Origin of the sequence: Carboxylicivirga marina (assembly GCF_016612505.1) — a bacterium.
Classification (GTDB): Bacteria; Bacteroidota; Bacteroidia; order Bacteroidales; family Marinilabiliaceae; genus Carboxylicivirga; species Carboxylicivirga marina.
In genome coordinates, this window is the sequence record NZ_JAENRR010000040.1 from 1 (window position 1) to 21,773 (window position 21,773).

Annotated in this window: 20 protein-coding genes; 13 read left to right on the top strand and 7 right to left on the bottom strand. The window is 37.2% G+C overall.

Features of this window, described 5'->3' with window-relative positions:
* Positions 1-486: 486 nt before the first annotated feature.
* Genes mce through JIV24_RS15240 form a run of 5 tightly spaced genes read left to right on the top strand, consistent with a single transcriptional unit; the run spans position 487 to position 4,597 of the window.
* Positions 487-897, top strand: coding sequence for a methylmalonyl-CoA epimerase (gene mce, locus JIV24_RS15220; protein WP_200465923.1), 411 nt, complete (start codon positions 487-489; stop codon positions 895-897).
* A gap of 32 nt (positions 898-929) precedes the next feature.
* Complete coding sequence (locus tag JIV24_RS15225) at positions 930-2,489, top strand: acyl-CoA carboxylase subunit beta (RefSeq protein ID WP_200465924.1); 1,560 nt, start codon at positions 930-932, stop codon at positions 2,487-2,489.
* A gap of 11 nt (positions 2,490-2,500) precedes the next feature.
* Positions 2,501-2,860, top strand: coding sequence for an OadG family protein (locus tag JIV24_RS15230; RefSeq protein ID WP_200465925.1), 360 nt, complete (start codon positions 2,501-2,503; stop codon positions 2,858-2,860).
* Between the two features lie 6 nt (positions 2,861-2,866).
* Entirely contained in the window at positions 2,867-3,292 is a 426-nt protein-coding gene (locus JIV24_RS15235) for a biotin/lipoyl-containing protein (protein ID WP_200465926.1), read from the top strand.
* A 42-nt stretch (positions 3,293-3,334) separates the two neighbouring features.
* Positions 3,335-4,597, top strand: a complete 1,263-nt coding sequence (locus tag JIV24_RS15240; protein WP_200465927.1) for a sodium ion-translocating decarboxylase subunit beta — start codon at positions 3,335-3,337, stop codon at positions 4,595-4,597.
* Positions 4,598-4,671: 74 nt separating this feature from the next.
* On the opposite strand, the gene JIV24_RS15245 is transcribed toward JIV24_RS15240, so the two are convergent.
* From JIV24_RS15245 to JIV24_RS15255, 3 genes are all read right to left on the bottom strand, one after another.
* Positions 4,672-5,361, bottom strand: coding sequence for a DUF4377 domain-containing protein (locus JIV24_RS15245; RefSeq protein WP_200465928.1), 690 nt, complete (start codon positions 5,359-5,361; stop codon positions 4,672-4,674).
* Positions 5,362-5,423: 62 nt separating this feature from the next.
* Entirely contained in the window at positions 5,424-7,811 is a 2,388-nt protein-coding gene (locus JIV24_RS15250) for a polysaccharide biosynthesis tyrosine autokinase (RefSeq protein ID WP_234445846.1), read from the bottom strand.
* 9 nt (positions 7,812-7,820) lie between these two features.
* Positions 7,821-8,633 carry a polysaccharide biosynthesis/export family protein gene (locus JIV24_RS15255; RefSeq protein ID WP_200465929.1) on the bottom strand — a complete coding sequence of 271 codons (813 nt, stop codon included), beginning with the start codon at positions 8,631-8,633 and terminating at the stop codon, positions 7,821-7,823.
* Between the two features lie 317 nt (positions 8,634-8,950).
* Between JIV24_RS15255 and ffh the strand changes: the two genes are divergently transcribed.
* Together ffh and folD are read left to right on the top strand one after the other, a co-directional pair.
* Positions 8,951-10,288 carry a signal recognition particle protein gene (gene ffh, locus JIV24_RS15260; protein ID WP_200465930.1) on the top strand — a complete coding sequence of 446 codons (1,338 nt, stop codon included), beginning with the start codon at positions 8,951-8,953 and terminating at the stop codon, positions 10,286-10,288.
* Between the two features lie 70 nt (positions 10,289-10,358).
* Positions 10,359-11,240, top strand: coding sequence for a bifunctional methylenetetrahydrofolate dehydrogenase/methenyltetrahydrofolate cyclohydrolase FolD (gene folD, locus JIV24_RS15265; RefSeq protein WP_200465931.1), 882 nt, complete (start codon positions 10,359-10,361; stop codon positions 11,238-11,240).
* Between the two features lie 52 nt (positions 11,241-11,292).
* Here folD and JIV24_RS15270 read toward each other — a convergent pair whose 3' ends face one another.
* The 4 genes from JIV24_RS15270 to JIV24_RS15285 form a co-directional block, all read right to left on the bottom strand.
* Entirely contained in the window at positions 11,293-11,634 is a 342-nt protein-coding gene (locus tag JIV24_RS15270; protein WP_200465932.1) for a DsrE family protein, read from the bottom strand.
* A 190-nt stretch (positions 11,635-11,824) separates the two neighbouring features.
* Positions 11,825-13,525, bottom strand: a complete 1,701-nt coding sequence (locus tag JIV24_RS15275) for a UvrD-helicase domain-containing protein (RefSeq protein ID WP_200465933.1) — start codon at positions 13,523-13,525, stop codon at positions 11,825-11,827.
* Between the two features lie 177 nt (positions 13,526-13,702).
* Positions 13,703-14,440 (bottom strand): DUF4197 domain-containing protein, encoded by a 738-nt coding sequence (locus tag JIV24_RS15280; protein WP_200465934.1) that lies wholly within the window; start codon positions 14,438-14,440, stop codon positions 13,703-13,705.
* Between the two features lie 19 nt (positions 14,441-14,459).
* Positions 14,460-16,385, bottom strand: coding sequence for a YgiQ family radical SAM protein (locus JIV24_RS15285; protein ID WP_200465935.1), 1,926 nt, complete (start codon positions 16,383-16,385; stop codon positions 14,460-14,462).
* 161 nt (positions 16,386-16,546) lie between these two features.
* On the opposite strand from JIV24_RS15285, the gene JIV24_RS15290 reads away from it, so the two are divergent.
* The 6 genes from JIV24_RS15290 (at position 16,547) to JIV24_RS15315 (ending at position 21,735) form a co-directional block, all read left to right on the top strand.
* Positions 16,547-16,840: a hypothetical protein gene (locus JIV24_RS15290; RefSeq protein WP_200465936.1), complete on the top strand. Its 294-nt coding sequence runs from the start codon at positions 16,547-16,549 to the stop codon at positions 16,838-16,840.
* 9 nt (positions 16,841-16,849) lie between these two features.
* Positions 16,850-17,155 (top strand): cell division protein ZapA, encoded by a 306-nt coding sequence (locus tag JIV24_RS15295; protein ID WP_200465937.1) that lies wholly within the window; start codon positions 16,850-16,852, stop codon positions 17,153-17,155.
* A gap of 104 nt (positions 17,156-17,259) precedes the next feature.
* Positions 17,260-18,801: a ribonuclease Y gene (rny, locus tag JIV24_RS15300; RefSeq protein ID WP_200465938.1), complete on the top strand. Its 1,542-nt coding sequence runs from the start codon at positions 17,260-17,262 to the stop codon at positions 18,799-18,801.
* Between the two features lie 142 nt (positions 18,802-18,943).
* Entirely contained in the window at positions 18,944-19,930 is a 987-nt protein-coding gene (locus JIV24_RS15305; protein ID WP_200465939.1) for an SDR family oxidoreductase, read from the top strand.
* 71 nt (positions 19,931-20,001) lie between these two features.
* On the top strand, positions 20,002-20,484 hold the full coding sequence (locus tag JIV24_RS15310; RefSeq protein ID WP_200465940.1) for a hypothetical protein: 483 nt from the start codon (positions 20,002-20,004) through the stop codon (positions 20,482-20,484).
* Positions 20,485-20,562: 78 nt separating this feature from the next.
* Positions 20,563-21,735: a MalY/PatB family protein gene (locus JIV24_RS15315; RefSeq protein WP_200465941.1), complete on the top strand. Its 1,173-nt coding sequence runs from the start codon at positions 20,563-20,565 to the stop codon at positions 21,733-21,735.
* The last annotated feature ends 38 nt before the right edge of the window (positions 21,736-21,773 follow it).

Genomic DNA, 21,773 nt, shown 5'->3' on the forward strand with positions numbered 1-21,773 from the left:
TTAATGATTTCTTCTACCATTTTGTTTCACTTTTCATGTGCTACAAAGTGGTCCAGTTTTTAAAGCGGTTAAAAACACTTTTTGTGAGAAATAGATGAATTGTTAAAATGTAACATTGGTAAGTATAAGCCAAGAGGATGTGAATAATAATATATGCATTGCTGACTATTGTCAGAGTGATGTGAAAAATGTAAGTATATTCAATATAATACTAATAATTAGTAAGAGTGACTCTAAATTAGCTTTTAAAATATAGAACAAATTCTGACGATTTATAAGCTAATAAATCAATATTGCATAATGAAGCTTCTTATAATTTCAGTAGATATGCACACATCTATAAAGTTCGATTTATTACTATTTAACGTTACTTCAGGGATGTTATATGTTTTAAAACAATCTTTTTTTAACTCAATTTATGAGGATAAAAATTGATTAGTTTCTACTTTTGTTCTTTCATTTTTATTAAACAATAAATTATTAGATATGAAGCCTACGCATATTGAGCACATTGGGATCGCTGTAAAAGATTTAAAAGAAGCAATTCCGTTTTTCGAAAAAGTATACGGTTTAGAATGTTACGCTGTAGAAGAAGTAGTTGATCAAAAAGTAAAAACTGCTTTTTTTAAGGTTGGAGATACAAAAATTGAACTTTTGGAATCAACAGATCCTGAAGGGCCAATCGGTAAATTTATTGAGAAAAAAGGTGAAGGTATTCACCACATGGCATTTGCAGTGGAAAACTTAGCTGAAAAATTAAAATTTGTAGAGGAACAAGGAGTACGATTAATTGATAAGGCTCCTAGAAAAGGTGCTGAAGGATTAAATATTGGGTTTCTTCATCCAAAGTCAACGTTTGGTGTGTTGACTGAGCTTTGTGAAGATCCTACTAAATAATTGAAATTTCTGACTAATTCTTACAACTCTATATGTCAACTCAGGATAAAATTAAGAAACTAATCGACCTTCGTTCAGACGCAAAATTGGGCGGAGGTGTTAAGCGTATCGAAAAGCATCATTCTCAAGGGAAGATGACGGCGCGTGAAAGAATTGAAGTACTTATTGATGAAGGCTCATTTGAAGAGCTGGATATGTTTGTAACTCATCGTTGTACCAATTTTGGTATGGAAAAGAACAAAATTCTTGGAGATGGTGTAGTAACAGGCCATGGCACAATTGATGGACGTGTTGTTTATGTATATGCGCAAGATTTTACTGTTTTTGGTGGTTCATTGTCTGAAACAATGGCTCAGAAAATTTGTAAGATTATGGATATGGCTATGAAAGTTGGTGCCCCTGTTATTGGTATCAATGATTCGGGAGGTGCCCGTATTCAAGAAGGTGTTACTTCATTAGCCGGATATGCTGAAATTTTTGAACGTAATATCTTAGCATCAGGTGTGATTCCGCAAATCTCTGCTATTTTCGGTCCTTGTGCCGGTGGTGCTGTATATTCACCCGCATTAACCGACTTTATCATGATGACTGAAGAGTCGTCATATATGTTTGTTACTGGTCCTAAAGTGGTAAAAACAGTAACTGGTGAAGAAATTTCAGTTGAAGACTTAGGGGGTGCTGATGTACATGCATCTAAATCGGGTGTGGCCCATTTTAAATGTGAAAATGAGGAGGAAGGCTTATTGTTGATTCGTAAGTTGGTTTCTTATTTACCACAAAACAATATGGAAGAAGCTCCTGTATTGGAGTGCAACGACCCAATTGATCGTATGGATGATGCTTTAAATAACATCGTTCCGGATAATCCGAACTTACCTTACGACATGAATGATGTTATCTTCTCCATTGCTGATGAAGGTGAGTTTTTAGAGGTTCATAGAAACTATGCTAAAAACATTATAACAGGCTTTTGTCGTTTAGATGGACAATCGGTAGGTGTTGTAGCTAACCAGCCAAATTACCTTGCGGGTGTTTTAGATTGCGATGCATCACGTAAGGCAGCACGTTTCGTGCAGATGTGTGATGCCTTTAATATTCCAATTTTAACATTGGTTGATGTTCCAGGATTTTTACCTGGCTCAGGACAAGAGTATGCCGGTATCATCATTCATGGTGCAAAACTAATGTTTGCATACGGCGAAGCTACGGTTCCTAAAGTGACGGTTACTATCCGTAAATCATACGGAGGTGCACACGACGTTATGTCATCAAAACAGTTAAGAGGTGACTTTAACTATGCTTGGCCAATGGCAGAGATTGCAGTTATGGGAGCTAAAGGTGCTATAGAAGTACTAGAAGGACGAAATATTGCTAAGCTAGAAACAGAAGAAGAAAAGGCTGAATTTGCTCAAAAGAAGACCGATGAATACGAAGAGTCTTTTGCGAATCCATATCAGGCAGCTTCATATGGTTACATCGATGATGTAATTGAGCCAAGAAATACACGTTTCAGAGTTATTAGAGCTTTCCAGAATTTACAAACTAAGAAAGTTACTAATCCTCCTAAGAAACACTCTAATATTCCACTTTAAACCACTGCAAGATGAATTTATTATTAGTTGATTCAATGACGTGGACAATTACCGTTTTAGGGTGGTTTATCGTTTTTGTGGCTTTAGTTTTCTTAATCGGCGTGTTTTTAACTGTTCCTAAATTATTAAATTGGGGAATTAAGCGATCTCTTCGAAAGAAAAATAAGAGTACTGAGAAAGTAGAGCAGGCAGATGATACAGTTGTAATTACTGGTGAAACAAATGCTGCCATTGCCATGGCACTTCACATGTATTTTAACGAACAACATGATGAAGAAAGTAATGTCATTACCATTAAAGAGGTGAAGAAGCGTTACTCGCCATGGAGTTCGAAAGTGTATAATTTTAACAATGTTAATTTCCCCAGATAGCAGAACATGAAAAAGTTTAGTTTTACCATTAGAGGTAATAAATACGACGTTCACCTTAAGGATATTGAGGAAAATATTGCTCAGTTAGATGTGAACGGTACTCAGTATGAAGTTGAAATTCATCAGGAGGTAAAAAAAGCTAAGACGCCAAGATTAGTACGTAAAGAAATTCAGCGTAAACCAGGTGAAGGTTTCATTACCAAAAAAGATGGAGGTAAAGTCGTTAAAGTAAATGCTCCATTACCAGGTAATATTTTTAAGGTATTAGTTAAAGAAGGTGACGAAGTTAAAAAAGGTGACGTTTTGTTAGTAATGGAAGCCATGAAGATGGAAAACAACGTACTGGCTGAAAAAGAAGGTACAGTTGCTTCTGTTAAAGTATCAGTAGGCGATGCGGTATTACAAAACGATGTATTAATCGAAATGGAATAAATTTCTTCTCGGGAAATTAAAACCATTGTTTAATTTATTTTTATGAAACGATTTATCACTCTTTTTGGTGTTTTGTCGCTTTTATTCAGCCTTCAGTTTATCGGAGGAGGATTCGAAGCATTTGCCGCTGGCGGTGCAGGAGCAGGAGATACCTTTTTAGAGCATGCATCAAAAGGACTTGAAACATTTTGGAAGTTTACCGGTTTTTACAACTTGATGGATAACCCTGCCAATTTGATAATGATTGGTGTTGGTTTGTTTTTCATCTTTTTGGCAATTAAATATGATTACGAACCATTGTTACTTGTTCCTATTGGTACAGGTGTGATTTTAGGAAATATTCCTTTTATGGAAGGTTATAAAATTGGTCTTTACGAAGAAGGTTCAGTTTTAAATTACCTGTACTTTGGTGTTCAGCAAGGTATTTATCCACCATTAATTTTCTTGGGTATTGGAGCTATGACTGATTTCTCATCTCTGATATCAAATCCAAAATTAATGATATTAGGTGCTGCTGCACAGGTTGGTATTTTTGCTACATTCTTAGGTGCTTCTGCTTTAGGATTTACACCTCAGGAGGCTGGTGCGATAGGTATTATTGGCGGAGCTGATGGTCCAACGGCGATTTTCTTATCATCTAAATTAGCACCATCATTAATGGGAGCTATTGCTATTGCAGCGTATTCGTACATGGCATTAGTACCTGTGATTCAGCCGCCTATTATGCGCTTAATTATACCAAAGCGTGAGCGTTTGATTAAGATGAAGCCTCCGCGTGCGGTTTCTAAGGTAGAAAAGATCATGTTCCCTATTATCGGATTACTTTTAACAACATTTATTTCGCCATCGGCATTACCACTTTTAGGTATGTTGTTCTTTGGTAATTTGTTAAAAGAATCTGGTGTAACAGAACGTTTAGCTGATACAGCTCGTAATGCCATGATTAATATTGTGACCATTTTATTAGGTATCACAGTAGGTGCTTCTACCCAGGCAGATTATTTCTTAACGACTGATTCGCTTAAGATATTTGGCCTAGGAGCAGTATCGTTTATGGTTGCTACTGCCGGAGGATTATTCTTTGCTCGATTAATGAATACGTTCTTAAAGGGCGATAATAAGATTAATCCATTGATTGGAGCTGCAGGTGTTTCTGCTGTTCCCGATTCAGCTCGCGTAGTGCAGCATGAAGGTTTAAAAAGTGATCCAAATAACCACTTGTTAATGCATGCCATGGCACCTAACGTATCAGGTGTTATTGGTTCAGCTGTAGCAGCAGGTATTTTGCTGTCATTCCTGATGTAGTCAATAGTATTACTAAAATATTAAAAGGGCTTGAAATAGTTATTTCAAGCCCTTTTTTATCATGAATTACGTGATTAATCCATTCGTTTACATTTAATAATAACTTCATCTTCCGAGATAAGATACAGATGCTGATTGAATCTGAAGTAAGCATCAACACTATTTAATGCTTGCAGATACTTATCCTCAAGGGTCTGATTAGCACAAGTTCTTCTTGAAGAAAGTACCTTGGTGAACTTTATTTGATTAGTGCCACTAATAAGCTCAATTTTGCCTCTAAAGTTATTGCACCCACCTTTGCCCATAATGATGTTTTCAGTCATGTTTATTTCAAGGGTTTGTTCGCAGTCCGAATGTAAGGGATTATCACCTTTTACATCAACTACTCCCCATATATCAAATAAACTTCGAGAATGTGGGGCATAAGTTTCTTTGCTGATAATTTCTATTAATTCATAGTTGAATGATGATGCGTCAGCTGGTGCATTCTCCTTTCGAATAATACGTACTTTAAGTTGGTATTGATTACCTGGTATAAAATCAAATCCTTTTATTGACGAATAGAAATTTTCCCATTGCTCTGTATCCGATTTCCGTACTAATAAGCACTTCATCGGAGCAATACCCATGCAGTCTACTTTGTAAGGAGCAATAAAAAATGTGGAAATCTGCTCTTTTTCTTTATTGCTACTTTTCTGTTTCGCTTTAAAAGAACATGCAGCCAATATCAATGAAAATAGGGCTAAAGAAGCAATGTATTTCATGATAGTAAGTTTTGATTACCACATAAAATACGTTGTTTTTAAGTAAATAGCAATACTGTTAACTATTCCTCATAGTAGCCGTGACCGTATCCATAGCCGTATCCGTACCCATAACCATAGCCATATTTGTTCCTTTTGGCGTAAATGTCATTTAATAGAATCCCCACATTTGTAATCCCCTCATCCTTCATGTTTTTAATGGTTTGAGACAATACGTTTTTAATCGTATGTTGTTGCCTAACAAGGAATAAAAGGGTGTCAGTGTGTCTGGCTAATAAGTATGGATCAGAAACAATGCCCATTGGCGGTGTATCAATAATAATGATGTCAAAATCTTCTTTTAACTTGCTAAGAAGCTCTGATGTTTTATCTGAACTAATTAGCTCAGATGGATTAGGAGGGATGTTGCCTGAAGGCACAATTGTTAAGTTATCCTGTCCTGAATTCATAAGGATATTAGAGTAGCTGGCTTGATCTATTAAAAAGTTAGAAATGCCAAGCTTATCCTTACTGTCAAAAATTTTATTCAGTCCTGGTTTTCTCATATCAAAACCAAGTAAAGCAGTTTTTTTACCACTTAATGCGAAGGCTGCAGCCATGTTTAAAGCACAAAAGGTTTTACCTTCGCCTGGCATTGATGACGATACACCAATAATGGGAGACTTGATGCCTCTATTCATAAATTCGATACGTGTGCGTACTCGCCTGAATGTTTCCGTAACCACCGATTTTGGGTGATGATTGACTACATTGCTTTCCTCATTTGTGTTATGAATAATATTTCCAACAATAGGTAGTTGTGTGATGCGTTCTATGTCATCAATATCAATTATTTTATTATTTAATAATTGTCGTAAGGCCAGAAATGCCAACGGAATTATTAAGCCAAGAAGCAAAGCTTTCTTTTGGTTGCCCGCTTTATTGGGAGAAACCTGTCCTGCATATCTTGCGCTTTCAAGTATCTGATGGTCTGGTGTATTAGATGCCTTTTGGATTTGAGCTTCCGATTGTTTCCTAAGAAGAAAAGTATAAACTTCATTACTAAGCTCAAATTTACGCTCAATTCCTAATAATCGTCGCTCTGTTTCGGGTAAACCATATAACTCCTGCTCATTTTTCTCTTTATCTGCCAATAAGCGCAACTTATTATCATCAATTACCTTTATCTGACTGGTCAGTGTCTCAAGCAGTGTTTGGCAAGCAATTTCAATCTTATTTACTAGATCTTTGTTTACGTAGTTAAGTTCTTCTCCGTAAGAACCTGTAATGGATAATCGTTGCGAATTAAGCTCCATAATCGCTTTAATTTGTTCGCTTAAGATAGTATTCTCCATTTCGTACATGGCTGGTGCCAAAACATGCTCTTCCCTTAAATCGGACGAAAAGTACTCTTGCAGGTACAAGTAGTAACTTCTTTTGATTTCTAGTTCGGTTAATTTCTGCTCTATCTCTTGCATGCCATTAAACAGGTATTCGGCTTTAGCTGATACACTTTGTATTCGATTATCTGTTCTGAATTGACTTAGTTCAGAACCAGTCAGCTGCAGTGTGTCGGCTATTACGACTAATTGCTGACTGATAAAATCAATGGTATTAGTAGCAATCAGGTTTTTCTGTTTGAGATTATTGGAGATAAATACTTCAGCCAACTTGTTTAAAAATACCAGGTTCTTATTGTTGTTTTTTCCCGTAATAGAGACTCTTATTATCGATGACCCTTCATTAGGCAGCTGTGCTCTTAATCGGCTTTTATATTGCCCTGCTAAACTACGAGGGTGGTTAAAAACAAAGTATTGCTCAATATTGGAGTTGGTTCCGGTGTTTTTTGGAGCAATTATAAAATGTCCCCATGGAGTTTTAATTTTTTCGTTATAATTAACGGTTTCTTCAAAGTTAATTGGTCCAACACTTCCTGATTTATTATCGCCTTTGTATACATAGGTTGAACCACCTTCTTCAGCTTCAATTCTTATTTTGCATTGCCTGTTATTAAGCGGTATCACATATATAGGAACATTTATCAGTTGAGGGTGAGTAGAGTCAAATTGAACCACATAATTAGTACTTCGGTACATCTCGGTGTTCTTCAATCTGCCTTCAGCAAAGTAACTCACGTGAAAATCGAGTTGCTCAATCGTTTGCTGAACAATGTCCCACGATGTTAAGATAGCAATTTGATTATCAACACTTCTTTGTCCTGGCGTTAAACCAAAACCTTGCATAATGTCTGATTGTGGCATATTACTATCGCCTCGTTCCTCCATTAATAGAGTAATGGTAGCACTGTGGATAGGATGAATATAACGATGTGCCAAAAAGACACTTAGCAGGCTTATTGGAATTGTAATTGCAAAAAGCCACCAGAAATGTAGCAAATCCTGGATAAAGCGCTTAATGTCAATGTTAAATAATGAATTGGAGGGTTGAGAATTATGTGTTTCAGGCGACATAAATTCAAATTAATTGATGATGGTTTGTAAGGTTAGGTAAAGTGCTAGTGCCGTGGTTATTATACCAATTGAAAAAGATTCGCCAATGCCTAACTGTTTAGCTTTCATTGGTCGTACATATATTAAGTCGTTAGGATATATGTAGTAGTATTCTGAATTAACAATGTTTTTGTCGGTAAAGTCGACTTCATACGTAACAGGTCCATCTGGTAATTGGCGCACTAATTTCATTTTTCGTTGCTTACCAAAAGGTGTAATACCTCCAGCCATCGCTACAGCTTCAAAAATGGTAACCTGTTCTTTTTGCATAACTACCACACCTTGCTTTCTGAATTCCCCTAGCGCAGTAAATGTATTGGAAGCTAATTTGAAGGTGAGGCTGTATTCTTTTAAAAATGGTTTTAATGCTTCTTGCACTTTTTCTTTACCCATTTTAACATTACAACCTTTCATGTTTATTTTGCCTACATAAGGAAAATCGATATTCATTGAATCATCAAGCTGATAGAAAAAGAAATTCTGATTTCTTTGGGTACTGGCACTATTACCTTGGGCCTGATTAAAGAACTCCGATATTTTAGGATCAGGGGTGGAGACGTTAATAAACAGATAATCGTTCGGTTGTAAATAATACTTATCAGTAATGTTATCAAGCGGTGCAAACGGATTCTCGTAATTCTTATTCTCGCTTTTGTCCTGTAGTAAAACTATTTCTTTTTGAGGGATGCAGCTTGAGAAAATCACAATAAATGCTAGCAGCTTAAAGATCTCTCTCAGGTATTTATGCTTGTTGGTTTGGTTCAAGTTCAGATTCTTACTCATCTTTAATGATTTGTATTTTATAACTTTTAAAAATAGAAAAAGAAATTGTAACATAATCTCATTGTGCAAAAATAAGCTTTTATTCGTTTTTTTGAGTGTATGCGCAGTTATTAAGATGTTTCAGTACTAAATTGATTTCATTGCAGTAATAAAATTAATGGAGCGCTATTCATAAGTGGTAGATATTAAGTTGCTTGTGTCAATTGTTCTGTCGTTTAATAAAAAATCATCATTTTATATGTCGACTTAAACCTAAAAAGCATTAAGTATCTCTTATAATTTTTTAATTTTGCACAAAATTTTAAACAGTTACAGGAATGTTTGAGAATCTGAGCGAAAGGCTGGAGAGGTCATTTAAACTACTGAAAGGTGAAAGTAAAATCACCGAACTAAATATTGCAGAGACACTTAAGGATATTCGTCGCGCATTGTTAGATGCCGATGTTAACTATAAAACTGCCAAAACCTTTACCGAAACAGTGAAGACAAAGGCCATGGGCCAAAATGTACTGAATGCTGTTAAACCAGGTGAAATGATGGTGAAGCTCGTTCATGATGAACTGGCTGTTTTAATGGGGGGTACATCTATCGATATTAATCTGGATAGTAACCCAAGTATTATTCTTATTGCTGGTTTGCAAGGTTCAGGTAAAACAACTTTTACCGGTAAATTAGCTAATCTCCTTAAAACGAAGAGAAGCAAAAATCCATTATTGGTTGCTGGTGATGTTTATCGTCCGGCAGCGATTAATCAGCTTCAGGTATTAGGTGAGCAAATTGGTGCAACTGTTTATACCGAAGAAGGAAGTAAGGATCCGGTTAAGTTAGCCAAAGATGGTATTAAGCTGGCCAAAAAAGGTGCGCACGATGTCGTCATTATCGATACAGCCGGTCGTTTAGCTGTTGATGAGCAGATGATGAATGAGATTTCAGCTGTTAAAAAAGCTGTCAATCCAGATGAGATTCTGTTTGTGGTTGACTCGATGACTGGTCAGGATGCTGTTAACACAGCTAAGGAATTTAATGATCGCTTAGATTTTGATGGTGTTGTATTAACCAAGCTCGATGGTGATACCCGAGGTGGTGCAGCGTTATCTATCCGTAGTGTTGTTGATAAGCCTATTAAGTTTGTTGGTACGGGTGAAAAAATGGAAGCACTGGATGTTTTCCACCCAAATCGTATGGCCGACCGAATTTTGGGAATGGGTGATATTGTATCGCTTGTTGAGCGTGCTCAGGAGCAATACGATGAAGAGGAAGCTCGTAGGCTTCAAAAGAAGATTGCCAAGAATCAGTTTAACTTCGATGATTTCTTAAAGCAGATTCAGCAAATCAAAAAGATGGGTAACCTGAAAGATTTGGCTGCCATGATTCCTGGAATGGGCAAAATGCTTAAGAATATTGATTTTGATGATGATGCGTTTAAAGGTATAGAGGCCATCATTCGTTCAATGACACCTGCTGAACGCGACCAGCCAAGCATCATTAATGGAAGTCGTAAAAAGCGTATTGCTGCTGGTAGTGGAACTTCTATTCAAGAAGTTAATCGTCTCATTAAACAATTTGATGATACGCGTAAGGTGATGAAGATGATGACCACAGGTAATAAAATGGGCAAGATGATGGGTAAAATGCCTATGGGACGCCGTAAATAAATAACGAATTTTGAGAAGAGAAGCACTAATGTGCTTCTTTTTTTATATATGAACCCCTAAATCGATAACCATGCAACTGATTGATGGAAAACTAACATCTAAGGAAGTACGTAAGGAAATTGCTGCTGAAGTTGAAGCGATGAAAGCAAGTGGTGGAAAAATTCCTCACTTAGCAGCTATTCTTGTTGGCCACGATGGTGGCAGTGAGTCATATGTTTCTGGTAAAATGAAGGCCTGCGAGGAAGTGGGTTTTAAATCAAGCCTGATTCGTTATGAAGATAATGTATCGGAAGAAGAATTACTAAATAAGGTAAAGGAACTAAATAATGATTCTGATATAGATGGATTTATTGTGCAGTTACCATTACCTAAGCATATTGACGAAGACAAGGTTAATGAAACCATTGATCCTCGCAAAGATGTAGATGGTTTTCATCCAGTTAATGTTGGACGTATGACCATAGGCATGCCAGCTTTTATATCAGCTACACCTCAGGGAATTATGGAGCTTTTAAAACGCTACGAAATTGAAACATCGGGTAAGCATGTGGTTGTGGTTGGCCGAAGTAATATTGTTGGTCGTCCTATGAGTGTATTGTTATCTCAAAAAGGTAACCCTGGTAATGCAACTGTAACTGTAGCTCACAGTCGTACAGCCAATTTAAAAGAATTGTGTTCGAGTGCTGATATTATTGTAGCGGCAATTGGTTCACCTGGATTTGTTAAAGGTGATATGGTGAAAGAAGGCGCTGTTGTAATTGATGTTGGTACCACACGAGTGCCTGCTACTGATACCAAGTCAGGATGGCGCTTAAAAGGTGATGTATTGTTTGATGAAGTAGCACCTAAGTGTTCTTATATTACTCCTGTTCCGGGGGGTGTTGGTCCTATGACTATTACGTCATTAATAATTAATACGCTTAAATCTGCCAAAAAAGAGATTTACAAATAAGCGTTATAAGAATATAGTAAAGCCCGTTCTCAACTTGAAAACGGGCTTTGTTTTATAGGCTAATTACCTTGTGGGCATCACTTTGCAAAGTAATAATATCTGGCATTGTGCCTTTAATACCAACCGGTAATTTCTCAATGCCATAATAGTTTAAACAAGTGGTGCAGGCAATGAGCTTAACGCCTTTGTCTTCGAGGTTTTTAAGTGATGCAATAAACGGACTGTCGCTGCAAAGTACTTTTACTCCCTTGTTGTAAAAAGTTATAAAAGCAGGTAGCCGATTATCGTCATTAATTAGTTTTAAATAGGTGGCCAATAGCTTTAACGCTAATTCTTCATCGCCATCACCCATTCCGTATCTGGAAATTTGTAGGAGATCGGTTAGTTTTTTCATTATTAGTGTTTTATAGTTGTAAAAGTACAAAAGCCTTGTATTTCATACTCCAGTTACAAACTTTACATGCGAAGTTATTGAAATATTATTAAGCGTATTTTAATACAAATAATAGCATTGAAGTTATAAGTGTAGTTTGTTTGTTCAAGTGTTTGTATGTGAGTGGTATGGAGTGTGGTGTTAATTCTCACTAGAACCACAGGTCGAGCTTTTCAACTCGTTTGATTACAGCGCTCTGGCTTCTGCCGAGTAGCAAGGCAATTTCTTTAACTGTTTTACCTTGAATAAAAAGTTGTTTGAGTTCAGCTTCTTCCATTTTCGACCATAATTGGTTGCTTCTTTTAGGTTTCTGTTTTGATGTCTTGGGTTTAAAGGAGAGGTTTAAATTGGTGCTAACGGTTTGATAATCCTTAATTTGGTAGGATGTAGGTAGTAAGTGGATGGGGATATGAAGTTTAGACTTGGTTCGCGTGGCAGCAACATAAAGCAGGTTTATTTCTTCCGCAAGCGATTCAGGATTTACTTCCTTGGCTTTAATAGCATTTTTACTATCCACAACTTGCTGTTCATTAATGAAATCATCCATGATAAAAACTTGATCATATTCCATCCCTTTGGCTTTATGAACTGTTGAAAATATCATGTCGGCCTTGTGCTTTTCAGATTCATCAACTGAGCATTCTTTTATACGTTTGATAAATCGTGGAATGTCTTTGTGGTATTTTTCAACTAAATCAACCAATGCTTTAAGCGATGCATCCGATGTTTCATCCAAATAGTCTTTTAAATGATCGAATGAAGGTATAGTTTTTAAGAGATCATCCTTAATCATGTGGCGTTGATTGTTATACAGATTAAGTACATCGTATATCGAACCACCTTCTTCAGAAAAAGTGTAGGAACTAAGCTGACCCTCAAAATAGATCTTATTCAGTTCTTTTTGCTGAATTAGCAATTCAATGGCTCGCGAAACTAATTTGCTATTGGAACGAGCCAAGGTCACCCGACTTTGGATTGAATGCTGCTGCCCAAGTCCTTGAAGATTGATTTTACTACTTTGTCCAATTTCTGTTTTAAGCTGAAGGATTGACTTAGAGAGTCTTGCTACTTCCTGATTGAACCGAAAACTCTTGCTTAAATCCAATATTGGAAAATTAACCTGTTGAAGGGCATTTGTGGCAAATCGCCAACCATATATTTGTTGGTGTTGATCACCGATTATAATTTTTTTAGCAGGTTGCTGAATAAAGGCGTTCAACATTGCACCCGAAGCATCTTGTCCCTCATCAAATAATATGTAATCGTACGGAAGCACTGGTTTGCTTAACTGAAATTGTTTCAGGTAAAAATCGTGAATAATGTCAATTTCTCCTTTGTGCATTTTGGCCAAAAACAAGCGTGTATAATGTATGATTAGCTCATGATTTTCAGTTGCAAATGCCAGGCTTTCCAGGTTAGTTAAGGTCTCCAAATAATTGATTTCAACTACTTTTTGTGCCATTGAGTTGCAGAAGTATCGAACAAAGCGGTAGACATGACTCGCCAGTTTCAGGTGTGACATGTCAGCCGATTTTGGCTTAATGTGTAATAATTGTGCTATTTCATGCGGCTTGTAATCAAATCGTATTTTATATCGCTGATAAGGAGCAACATATTTATATGCTAAAGAGTGAGCCGTTTCAACCCTAACGTTGCTTAAGCCTAGTTGGCTTAGTTTATACTCAGCCTCCATTTTAACCGATTTGTTAAAGGCTAGATATAAAATAGGTGCATTGGGTCGATGTTTAGCATATTGAAGAATGGTTGTTGTTTTACCCGAACCAGCAACGGCATTCACCTTCAGATTGCCTTCGTGTTCAATAATACATTGTTGTTCGTCAGTTAACTGCATTTTCTAACTTAAAGCTGTAGGTTACTAGCTTAATAAAGGTGATTGAAATCGTAAAAACTTAAAATAGTTGAATTAAGGATGTGAAAGAGGAGCCAGTTTATAATGTTAAAGTTGTCGTTTAGTTTTATCTCTATTCGACAAATAAGCAACTCGACTCCTCAATAAATTTGAAAATCCTTAGCTGCCAAAGACACGTTTAAGAATATCATTGACACGTGCCATCGGATCTTTTCTAATATGAGCTTCCTCTTCAGCTATTTTAATAAATAGTCCATTAAGTGCCTGCTCGGTTAAATAGGCATCTAAATCAACATTGACTGTATTAAGGCCAGCCATTTGTCCGAGTGGATTATCGGCTATCATGTTCCATTTTGAAGTTAACGTTTCCCAAGATACATTGGGAGATACACCGGCAGCGATTTCTTTATCGAGTGAAGCTTGTATTTTAGGATTATAAAGTTTAAATAACTCATCGTAAGTGCTTGTCTTTAAGTATTGAGTAGCAGCATCGTTTTCGCCATTCAATATATTAAAAGCATCTGTGATACTCATTCCTTTGATAGCGCTCCAAAAAACTGGTCCGGCTTCTTTAGCGGCATCCTCGGCTGCACGGTTAATATGTTTCACTACATCTTCAATGACTTTATCGCCACCCGGAATGCGAGATGCATTTTTTACGATAATATCAGCTTCTTTAGGTAGCGCAATTCTTACCAGTTCATCACCATAATAGCCATTAGTGTGCCCAAGTCTACTTGATGCCGAATCTGTGCCAACCCGTAAAGCTTCCTTAAGGCCATTAGCCACTTCGTTTTCGGTAAGTGGTGCTGATGTATCGTAAGCATCTATTACGGCAGTTAATTCTGCGCACCCCCAGAGTAATGTTAAAGATAAAATGTAGAAGATTTTTCTCATGTTGTTATAAATGATAAAGTTATCGTTTCTTAAAGTGTTTTTTCGATTTGAATGATTTACCTTTTGAATGTTTGTGGTTGCTTGTCTGCTTTTTATTTTCCTTATCTGGAAATAGCTTTTTAAGCATGTCAAAACGCTTAAAGTTTTTCAGGCGTTCTTTAATTTTATCCTGGTATTCTTTCTTGTACCAAAATAAGTACATCCGTTGTTGAAGTTTTTCATTTTTGGTTCGTGGCGTATAGGTTTCTTCCAAGGTGTAGGGGTGAACGCCTGCATAATAGATAACCGTAGCGACTGTCATGGGAGTTGGTGTAAAGTCCTGAACCTGCTCTAGCTTAAAATCCATATCATGGGTCTCGCAAGCTAAATTCGCCATGTCTAACTCTTCACTTCCTGGATGACTGGAAATAAAGTAAGGAATAATCTGTTGGTTTAGATTTTTATCTTTGTTAATGCGATCAAAATCAGCTTTAAACTTATGGAATAGCTTGAAAGTGGGCTTTCGCATAATTTTAAGCACTTGGTCGGACGTATGCTCTGGTGCTACCTTTAATCGACCCGATACATGATGCTCAATAAGCTCTTGCATGTACTCTTTATGGCTGTCTTTTTCTTCTGATGTGGCCATTGGGTTGTAAAGCATGTCATAACGAACTCCACTGCCAATGAAGGCTTTTTTGATATCATTGCGTTGGTTAACAGATTTGTATATGTCTGTCATTTCGCTGTGGTTAGTGTCTAGGTTGGTGCAAATATTTGGATGGATACAGGAAGGACGTGTACAGCGCTGACAAATTCTCAGGTTTTTACCTTCCATTTTGTACATGTTGGCACTTGGACCACCCAAATCGGACAGATACCCTTTAAAATCAGGCATCTGAGCAATTTCGTCAACTTCTTTTAAGATGCTTTCTTTGGAACGTGAAGCAATAAATTTACCCTGGTGAGCCGAAATAGTACAGAAACTACAGCCGCCAAAACAACCACGGTGCATATTAACCGAGAATTTGATCATCTCAAAAGCCGGAATCGCCCCTTTGGCGATATACCTTGGATGTGGTAAGCGTGTGTATGGTAAATCAAAAGATGCATCTAACTCACCAGTTGTCATTGGAGGGTATGGTGGGTTAATGACTATTTTACCATTTTCAACGCCTTGAATGAGGCGTGCAGCATTCCATCTGTTTGATTCTTCCTCTACGTGGCGGAAGTTCTTGGCGTATTTTATTTTGTCCTGCAAGCAGTCTTCATGTGAGAATAACTCCAGGTCTTTCCAGTTCTTGTTTTTTGGCAATGAACTACCGTCCTCTAATAAAAATGCAGTTTGAGGTATGGTTTTAAGACTATCGATCGGTACTCCTCTATCAATCAAGCGAATGATTTCCAACAAAGGTTGTTCGCCCATGCCGTAAACCAATAAATCAGCTTTTGATTCAGCTAATATGCCCGGTTTAAGCTTGTCTGACCAATAATCATAATGGGTTACTCTTCGTAAGGATGCTTCAATGCCTCCCAATAAAACAGGTGTGTCAGGATATAAATCTTTGAGGATGTTACAATATACAACAGAGGCATAATCGGGGCGCTGACCGGCACGGCCGTCAGGCGTGTAGGCATCATCAGAACGAAGGCGGCGATTAGCCGTATAATGATTGACCATTGAATCCATGGCTCCGGCAGTAACACCAAAAAAATAGTTTGGGCGACCCAATTTTTTAAAATCTCGTAAATCATCGCGCCAATTGGGTTGTGGAATAATGGCCACTTTCAAGCCATGAGCTTCAAGCATTCGGCCAACTACAGCCGCACCAAATGCTGGGTGATCGATATAGGCATCACCAGTAAATAAAATCACATCAACACTGTCCCATCCACGTCGCTCTACTTCTTTGGCTGAAGTAGGCAACCAATCTTCCATTTTATTCCTTCGCTCTGTTTTTATCATATCGTTGGCAAATGTAGCTGAATTTTAATTATCTTGCTTTCACATTCATTCCAATGCTTAATTAAAAGAAGCATTGATATGAAAGGTAAACCATCAAAAGAGTTAAAGGTTTTTTTTTATATTATAAAACCAATGTTAACTTTGTAATGAAAAATTTGGCCATGACAGATCCAAATAACGAACTAATTGTTGAGTTAAAAGATAAAATTAATAGACTTGTTCAGCAGTACCAAAGCTTGAGGTCGGAGGTGCAACTGTTGGAAGATGAGAAAAGTAGATTGACAAGTCAATTAGAGTTAGCTTCGCAAGAGTACAATAATCTTGAACAACGTTTCAACAATTTAAAAATAACGAAAGATTTGGTTAGCGGAAGTACGGAAGCCAGTGATACCAAAAAGAGGATCAGTCAAATTGTGCGGGAAATTGATAAGTGTATTGCACTTTTAAACCGTTAAGCTAGTTAAATGGAAGATAAGTTATCTATACGCGTTAATATTGCCGACAGGTATTACCCATTGCGGATTGATCGCAATGATGAAGAACGCATCCGCTTAGCTGCTAAACTCATTAATGAAAAGGTTTTACAATATAAGCAACGTTATTCAGATAAAGATGTGCAGGATTTTTTAGCAATGGCTACCCTGCAGTACGTCATTAAGTTACTGGAATTGGAAAACCGTCATGATGTTGATCCATTTATTGAAATGGTTCGCGATTTAAATGAGCAATTAGATAATGTACTAGCTGAGAGAACTGATAAGGTTTTATAAGTAAGTCATTCTAAAACTGAAATTTACCCGTATTGTTTGTTGTGTTTCTTTAAGTGAAACATAGCATTATGATACGGTTTTGTTATATATATAAATGCGATAATATGGAATTACCAATAGTAATAGGAATCGCGATTGGAGCTCTGATATTTGGAGGTTTGGTTACATGGCTGATAATAACCAAAGCACTAAAAAGCAGAAGTGAGCAAATTGTGAGAGAGGCCGAGGCAGAAGCCGAAGTCATCAAGAAAGATAAAATTTTACAAGCTAAAGAGAAGTTTCTTCAGTTACGTACTGAGCACGAGAAAGAGATTAACTCTCGTAACTCTAAGATGGTTAACGCTGAAAATAAACTAAAGCAAAAAGAATCTGGTATTTCTCAACGTATCGAAGAGCAGAATCGAAAGAAGAAAGAAGTAGAGGCGATTCGTGAAAACCTGACAGCTCAATTGGAATTAGTTGAGAAAAAGACTGAAGAGGTCAATAAAGCTCATAAGCAACAAGTAGAGCAATTGGAAGCAATTTCAGGTATGTCGGGCGATGAAGCTAAAGAAATGCTTATTGAAAGCATGAAAGCGGAGGCTAAGACGGAAGCTATGTCGTATATTAACGATATAATGGATGATGCCAAAATCAATGCGAATAAAGAGGCTAAACGAATCGTTCTTCAAACTGTTCAGCGTGTTGCAACCGAAACAGCAATTGAGAATTCAGTAACCATCTTCCACATTGATTCTGATGAAATGAAGGGAAGGATTATTGGTCGTGAAGGTCGTAATATCAGAGCATTAGAGGCAGCTACAGGTGTTGAGATTATTGTAGATGATACACCAGAAGCCATTGTTCTTTCTGCTTTTGACCCAATGCGTCGTGAAATTGCCCGTCTGGCACTTCACCAATTAGTGACCGATGGACGTATTCACCCGGCACGTATCGAAGAAGTGGTTAATAAGGTGCGTAAGCAGGTTGAAGAAGAAATTCTTGAAACTGGTAAGCGAACGGCAATTGATTTGGGTATTCATGGTTTACATTCCGAACTAATTAAATTAGTTGGTAAAATGAAATACCGTTCATCATACGGTCAGAACTTGTTACAACACTCGCGTGAAACGGCTAATTTATGTGCCATAATGGCCACCGAGCTTGGTTTGAATGCTAAGCGGGCTAAGCGAGCAGGTTTATTACACGATATTGGTAAAGTATCTGATGAGGATCCAGAATTGCCACACGCGATTCTTGGTATGAAGTTAGCTGAAAAATACAAAGAGAAGGCTGATATTTGCAACGCTATAGGTGCTCACCACGACGAAGTGGAAATGACAACTATGATTGCACCAATTGTTCAGGTATGTGATGCCATTTCAGGAGCTCGTCCAGGTGCGCGCCGCGAAATTGTAGAAGCTTACATTAAGCGTTTGAAAGATTTGGAAAGTTTGGCTTTATCTCATCCTGGTGTGTTGAAAACATATGCAATTCAGGCTGGTCGTGAGTTACGTGTTATCGTAGGTGCTGAAAAGACATCAGACAAAGAAGCTGAAGAGTTGTCTTATGAAATTGCTCGTAAGATTCAAACGGAAATGACATATCCTGGACAGGTGAAGATTACTGTTATTAGAGAGACTCGAGCTATTAGTTATGCCAAATAAGTCATATTAATATTAAAGATTAAAAGCGACCATTGGTCGCTTTTTTTTGTTTTAAGATTTGACCAATAACGTGAAAAAAATGTCGAACAGGTAATGAAATTGCTATGTGCTTTATTACATTTACATAGTAAAGAACAATAAAATGGTGAGACAACTTAAAAATAAAAAAGTACTGGTTACCGGTGGGGCGGGTTTTATTGGCTCAAACCTTTGTGAAAAACTATTAACGCAGAATAACCAAGTGGTTTGTCTGGATAATTTTGCAACCGGTAAGAGAACGAATGTTGAACCTTTTTTATCGGATAAAGCCTTTAAGTTAATCGAAGGCGACATTAGAAATATGGATGATTGCATTCAAGCGATAAAAGGTGTGGATGTTGTTTTACATCAGGCAGCACTGGGTTCGGTACCACGTTCTATTGCCGATCCTATTACTTCAAATGAAGTAAATGTTTCAGGTTTTATGAATATACTAATCGCTGCTCGTGATAATGACGTTAAACGCATCGTATATGCTGCAAGTTCATCTACTTATGGCGATAGTACAAACCTGCCAAAGGTAGAGGATGTTATTGGGAAACCATTATCTCCGTATGCGATCACCAAATACGTTAATGAGTTGTATGCCGATGTTTTTGCTAAGCTTTATGATATGCAAATTATCGGTCTTCGTTACTTTAATGTATTCGGACGACGACAAGACCCAGATGGTGCTTATGCAGCTGTCATACCTAAATTTGTGAAAGCTTTAATGAGTAAAGAATCACCGCTTATAAATGGAGATGGCAATTATTCACGTGATTTTACTTATATCGATAATGTGGTTCAGGCCAATGAGTTAGCTGCAGTAGTTGAAAGCAGCGAAGCTATAAATACAGTGTATAACGTAGCTTATGGCGAACGAACAACCCTTAATGAGTTGGTAGCTTATCTTCAGGAATACTTAAGTGAGTACGATAATGATATTTCCAAAGTTGAAATTAAATACGGACCAGAAAGGGAAGGTGATATTCCTCATAGCTTGGCTTCGGTCGACAAAGCGAATAGACTACTTGCTTATCAGCCTCAATATGATATTAAAAAAGGTTTGAAAGAAGCCATCGGATGGTATTGGGAAAACCTTAAGTAGAATTGAAAATTTGTCTTTAATAACGTTTCATGTGTAGTCGAAAAAATTATATTTGTAGAAAATTTAAACCTATGATAACAAAATTAACAAAGACTTTAGCCCTTAGTCTACTATTAATTGGAGCCATTGCCTGTGGTAGTGATGATGAAGGACCGGATACAGAAGGACCAACAGTTGTAATTACCACGCCGGTAGCAAATCAGCAATTCAATAAAGCAAGTGGCTATATGGATTTACCTTTAGTTGCAATTTTTAAAGATAATAAGGGGCTTGGCAAGTGTGATATTACTATAGAATATATTGAGGCCACACCCGGTAAGGCTGCGCTTAAAGGAATTGGTTCTCCGTGGACGCCTGCAGAAAATGGAGAAACTCATACGATTAATTTCAACGAAGAAAGATCTAAGGATGTAAACGAACCACAGTTGTTTGGAGTTCCTATTGAAGCTGCATGTACTGGAGGTATATATCGATTAACCCTTACTATGTATGATAATGCTGAGGTTCCCAATGTTTCAGTTGAAACTATTGATGTTGAATTTATAAGTGAATAAAAAGTTGATTTAAGAATATTACGTATTTTAAAGGGCTTCGGCCCTTTTTTTAGATGCACACATTAATAAAAGACCAGCATGTATGATTTTGATAAAGTAATTGAGCGAAAAGGCACAAATGCCTATAAGCTTGATTTGCGTGAAAAATATTTTGGCACAGAAGACCTTATACCACTTTGGGTGGCAGACATGGATTTTGCTGCTCCACCAGAGGTGCAGAAGGCTATTCAGGCTCGCTCGAATCATGAGGTATATGGTTATACGATTCGAAAAGAGGAATTTACTGAGGCTATAGTAAACTGGTGTAAGTATAAACATGAGTGGGAGATTAATAAGGATTGGATTGAATATTCACCAGGAGTTGTGCCGGCATTAGTATTTTCTGTTTTGGCATTTTCAAATGAGGGCGATGGCGTTATTATAAATACGCCAGTTTATCCTCCGTTTTATTCAGTGATTGCTGATAATGGGCGTAAGGTTATTAAAAATAGTCTGATTAATAATGGAAGTCGATATGAAATAGATTATGAGTTACTTGAGCAACAAGCAGCCCTTGAAACGACAAAAATCTACATCTTGTGTTCGCCTCATAATCCTGTTGGGCGAGTTTGGACTGAAGAAGAGCTCTTAAAAATCCATTCGATCTGTAAGAAGCACAATGTGTTGGTATTGGCTGATGAGATACATTCTGATTTAGCCTTGTTTGGTCATAAGCACATTCCATTTGCATCAATAAGTGAAGAAGCTGCAATGAATTGTATCTCATTTATGGCGCCATCAAAAACTTTTAATATTGCAGGCTTTAGTACATCCTATGTTGTTACAGCTAATGATAAGTTTCTAAAAGGCTACCGTACTACACAAAACAGATTGCAATTACATATGGGCCACTTGTATAGTGGAGTGGCGCTCACATCGGCCTACAACGTGGGTAAAGGTTGGTTAAAAGAATTGACTGCTTATTTAGAATCGAATGTTTTATTTATAGAAGAGTTTTTAAAGAATAAACTGCCTGAATTATCATTTTTCAGACCTGAGGCAACTTATCTGATCTGGATAGATTTTAGTGAATGGAGTTTGAATCAAAAGCATTTGAAGGAATTTCTGGCATATAAAGCCAAAGTGGGTTTGAACGATGGTTTGTCATTTGGTGCAGAAGGAAGAGGGTTTATGCGCCTAAATGTAGCTAGTCCCAGGGCTGTGTTGAAACAAGCACTTGAACAAATTTATGAATCGCGGCAATTGCTCTGATTTTAAGTTTGTATGAAATGTCTGCTATGTATTTGCTT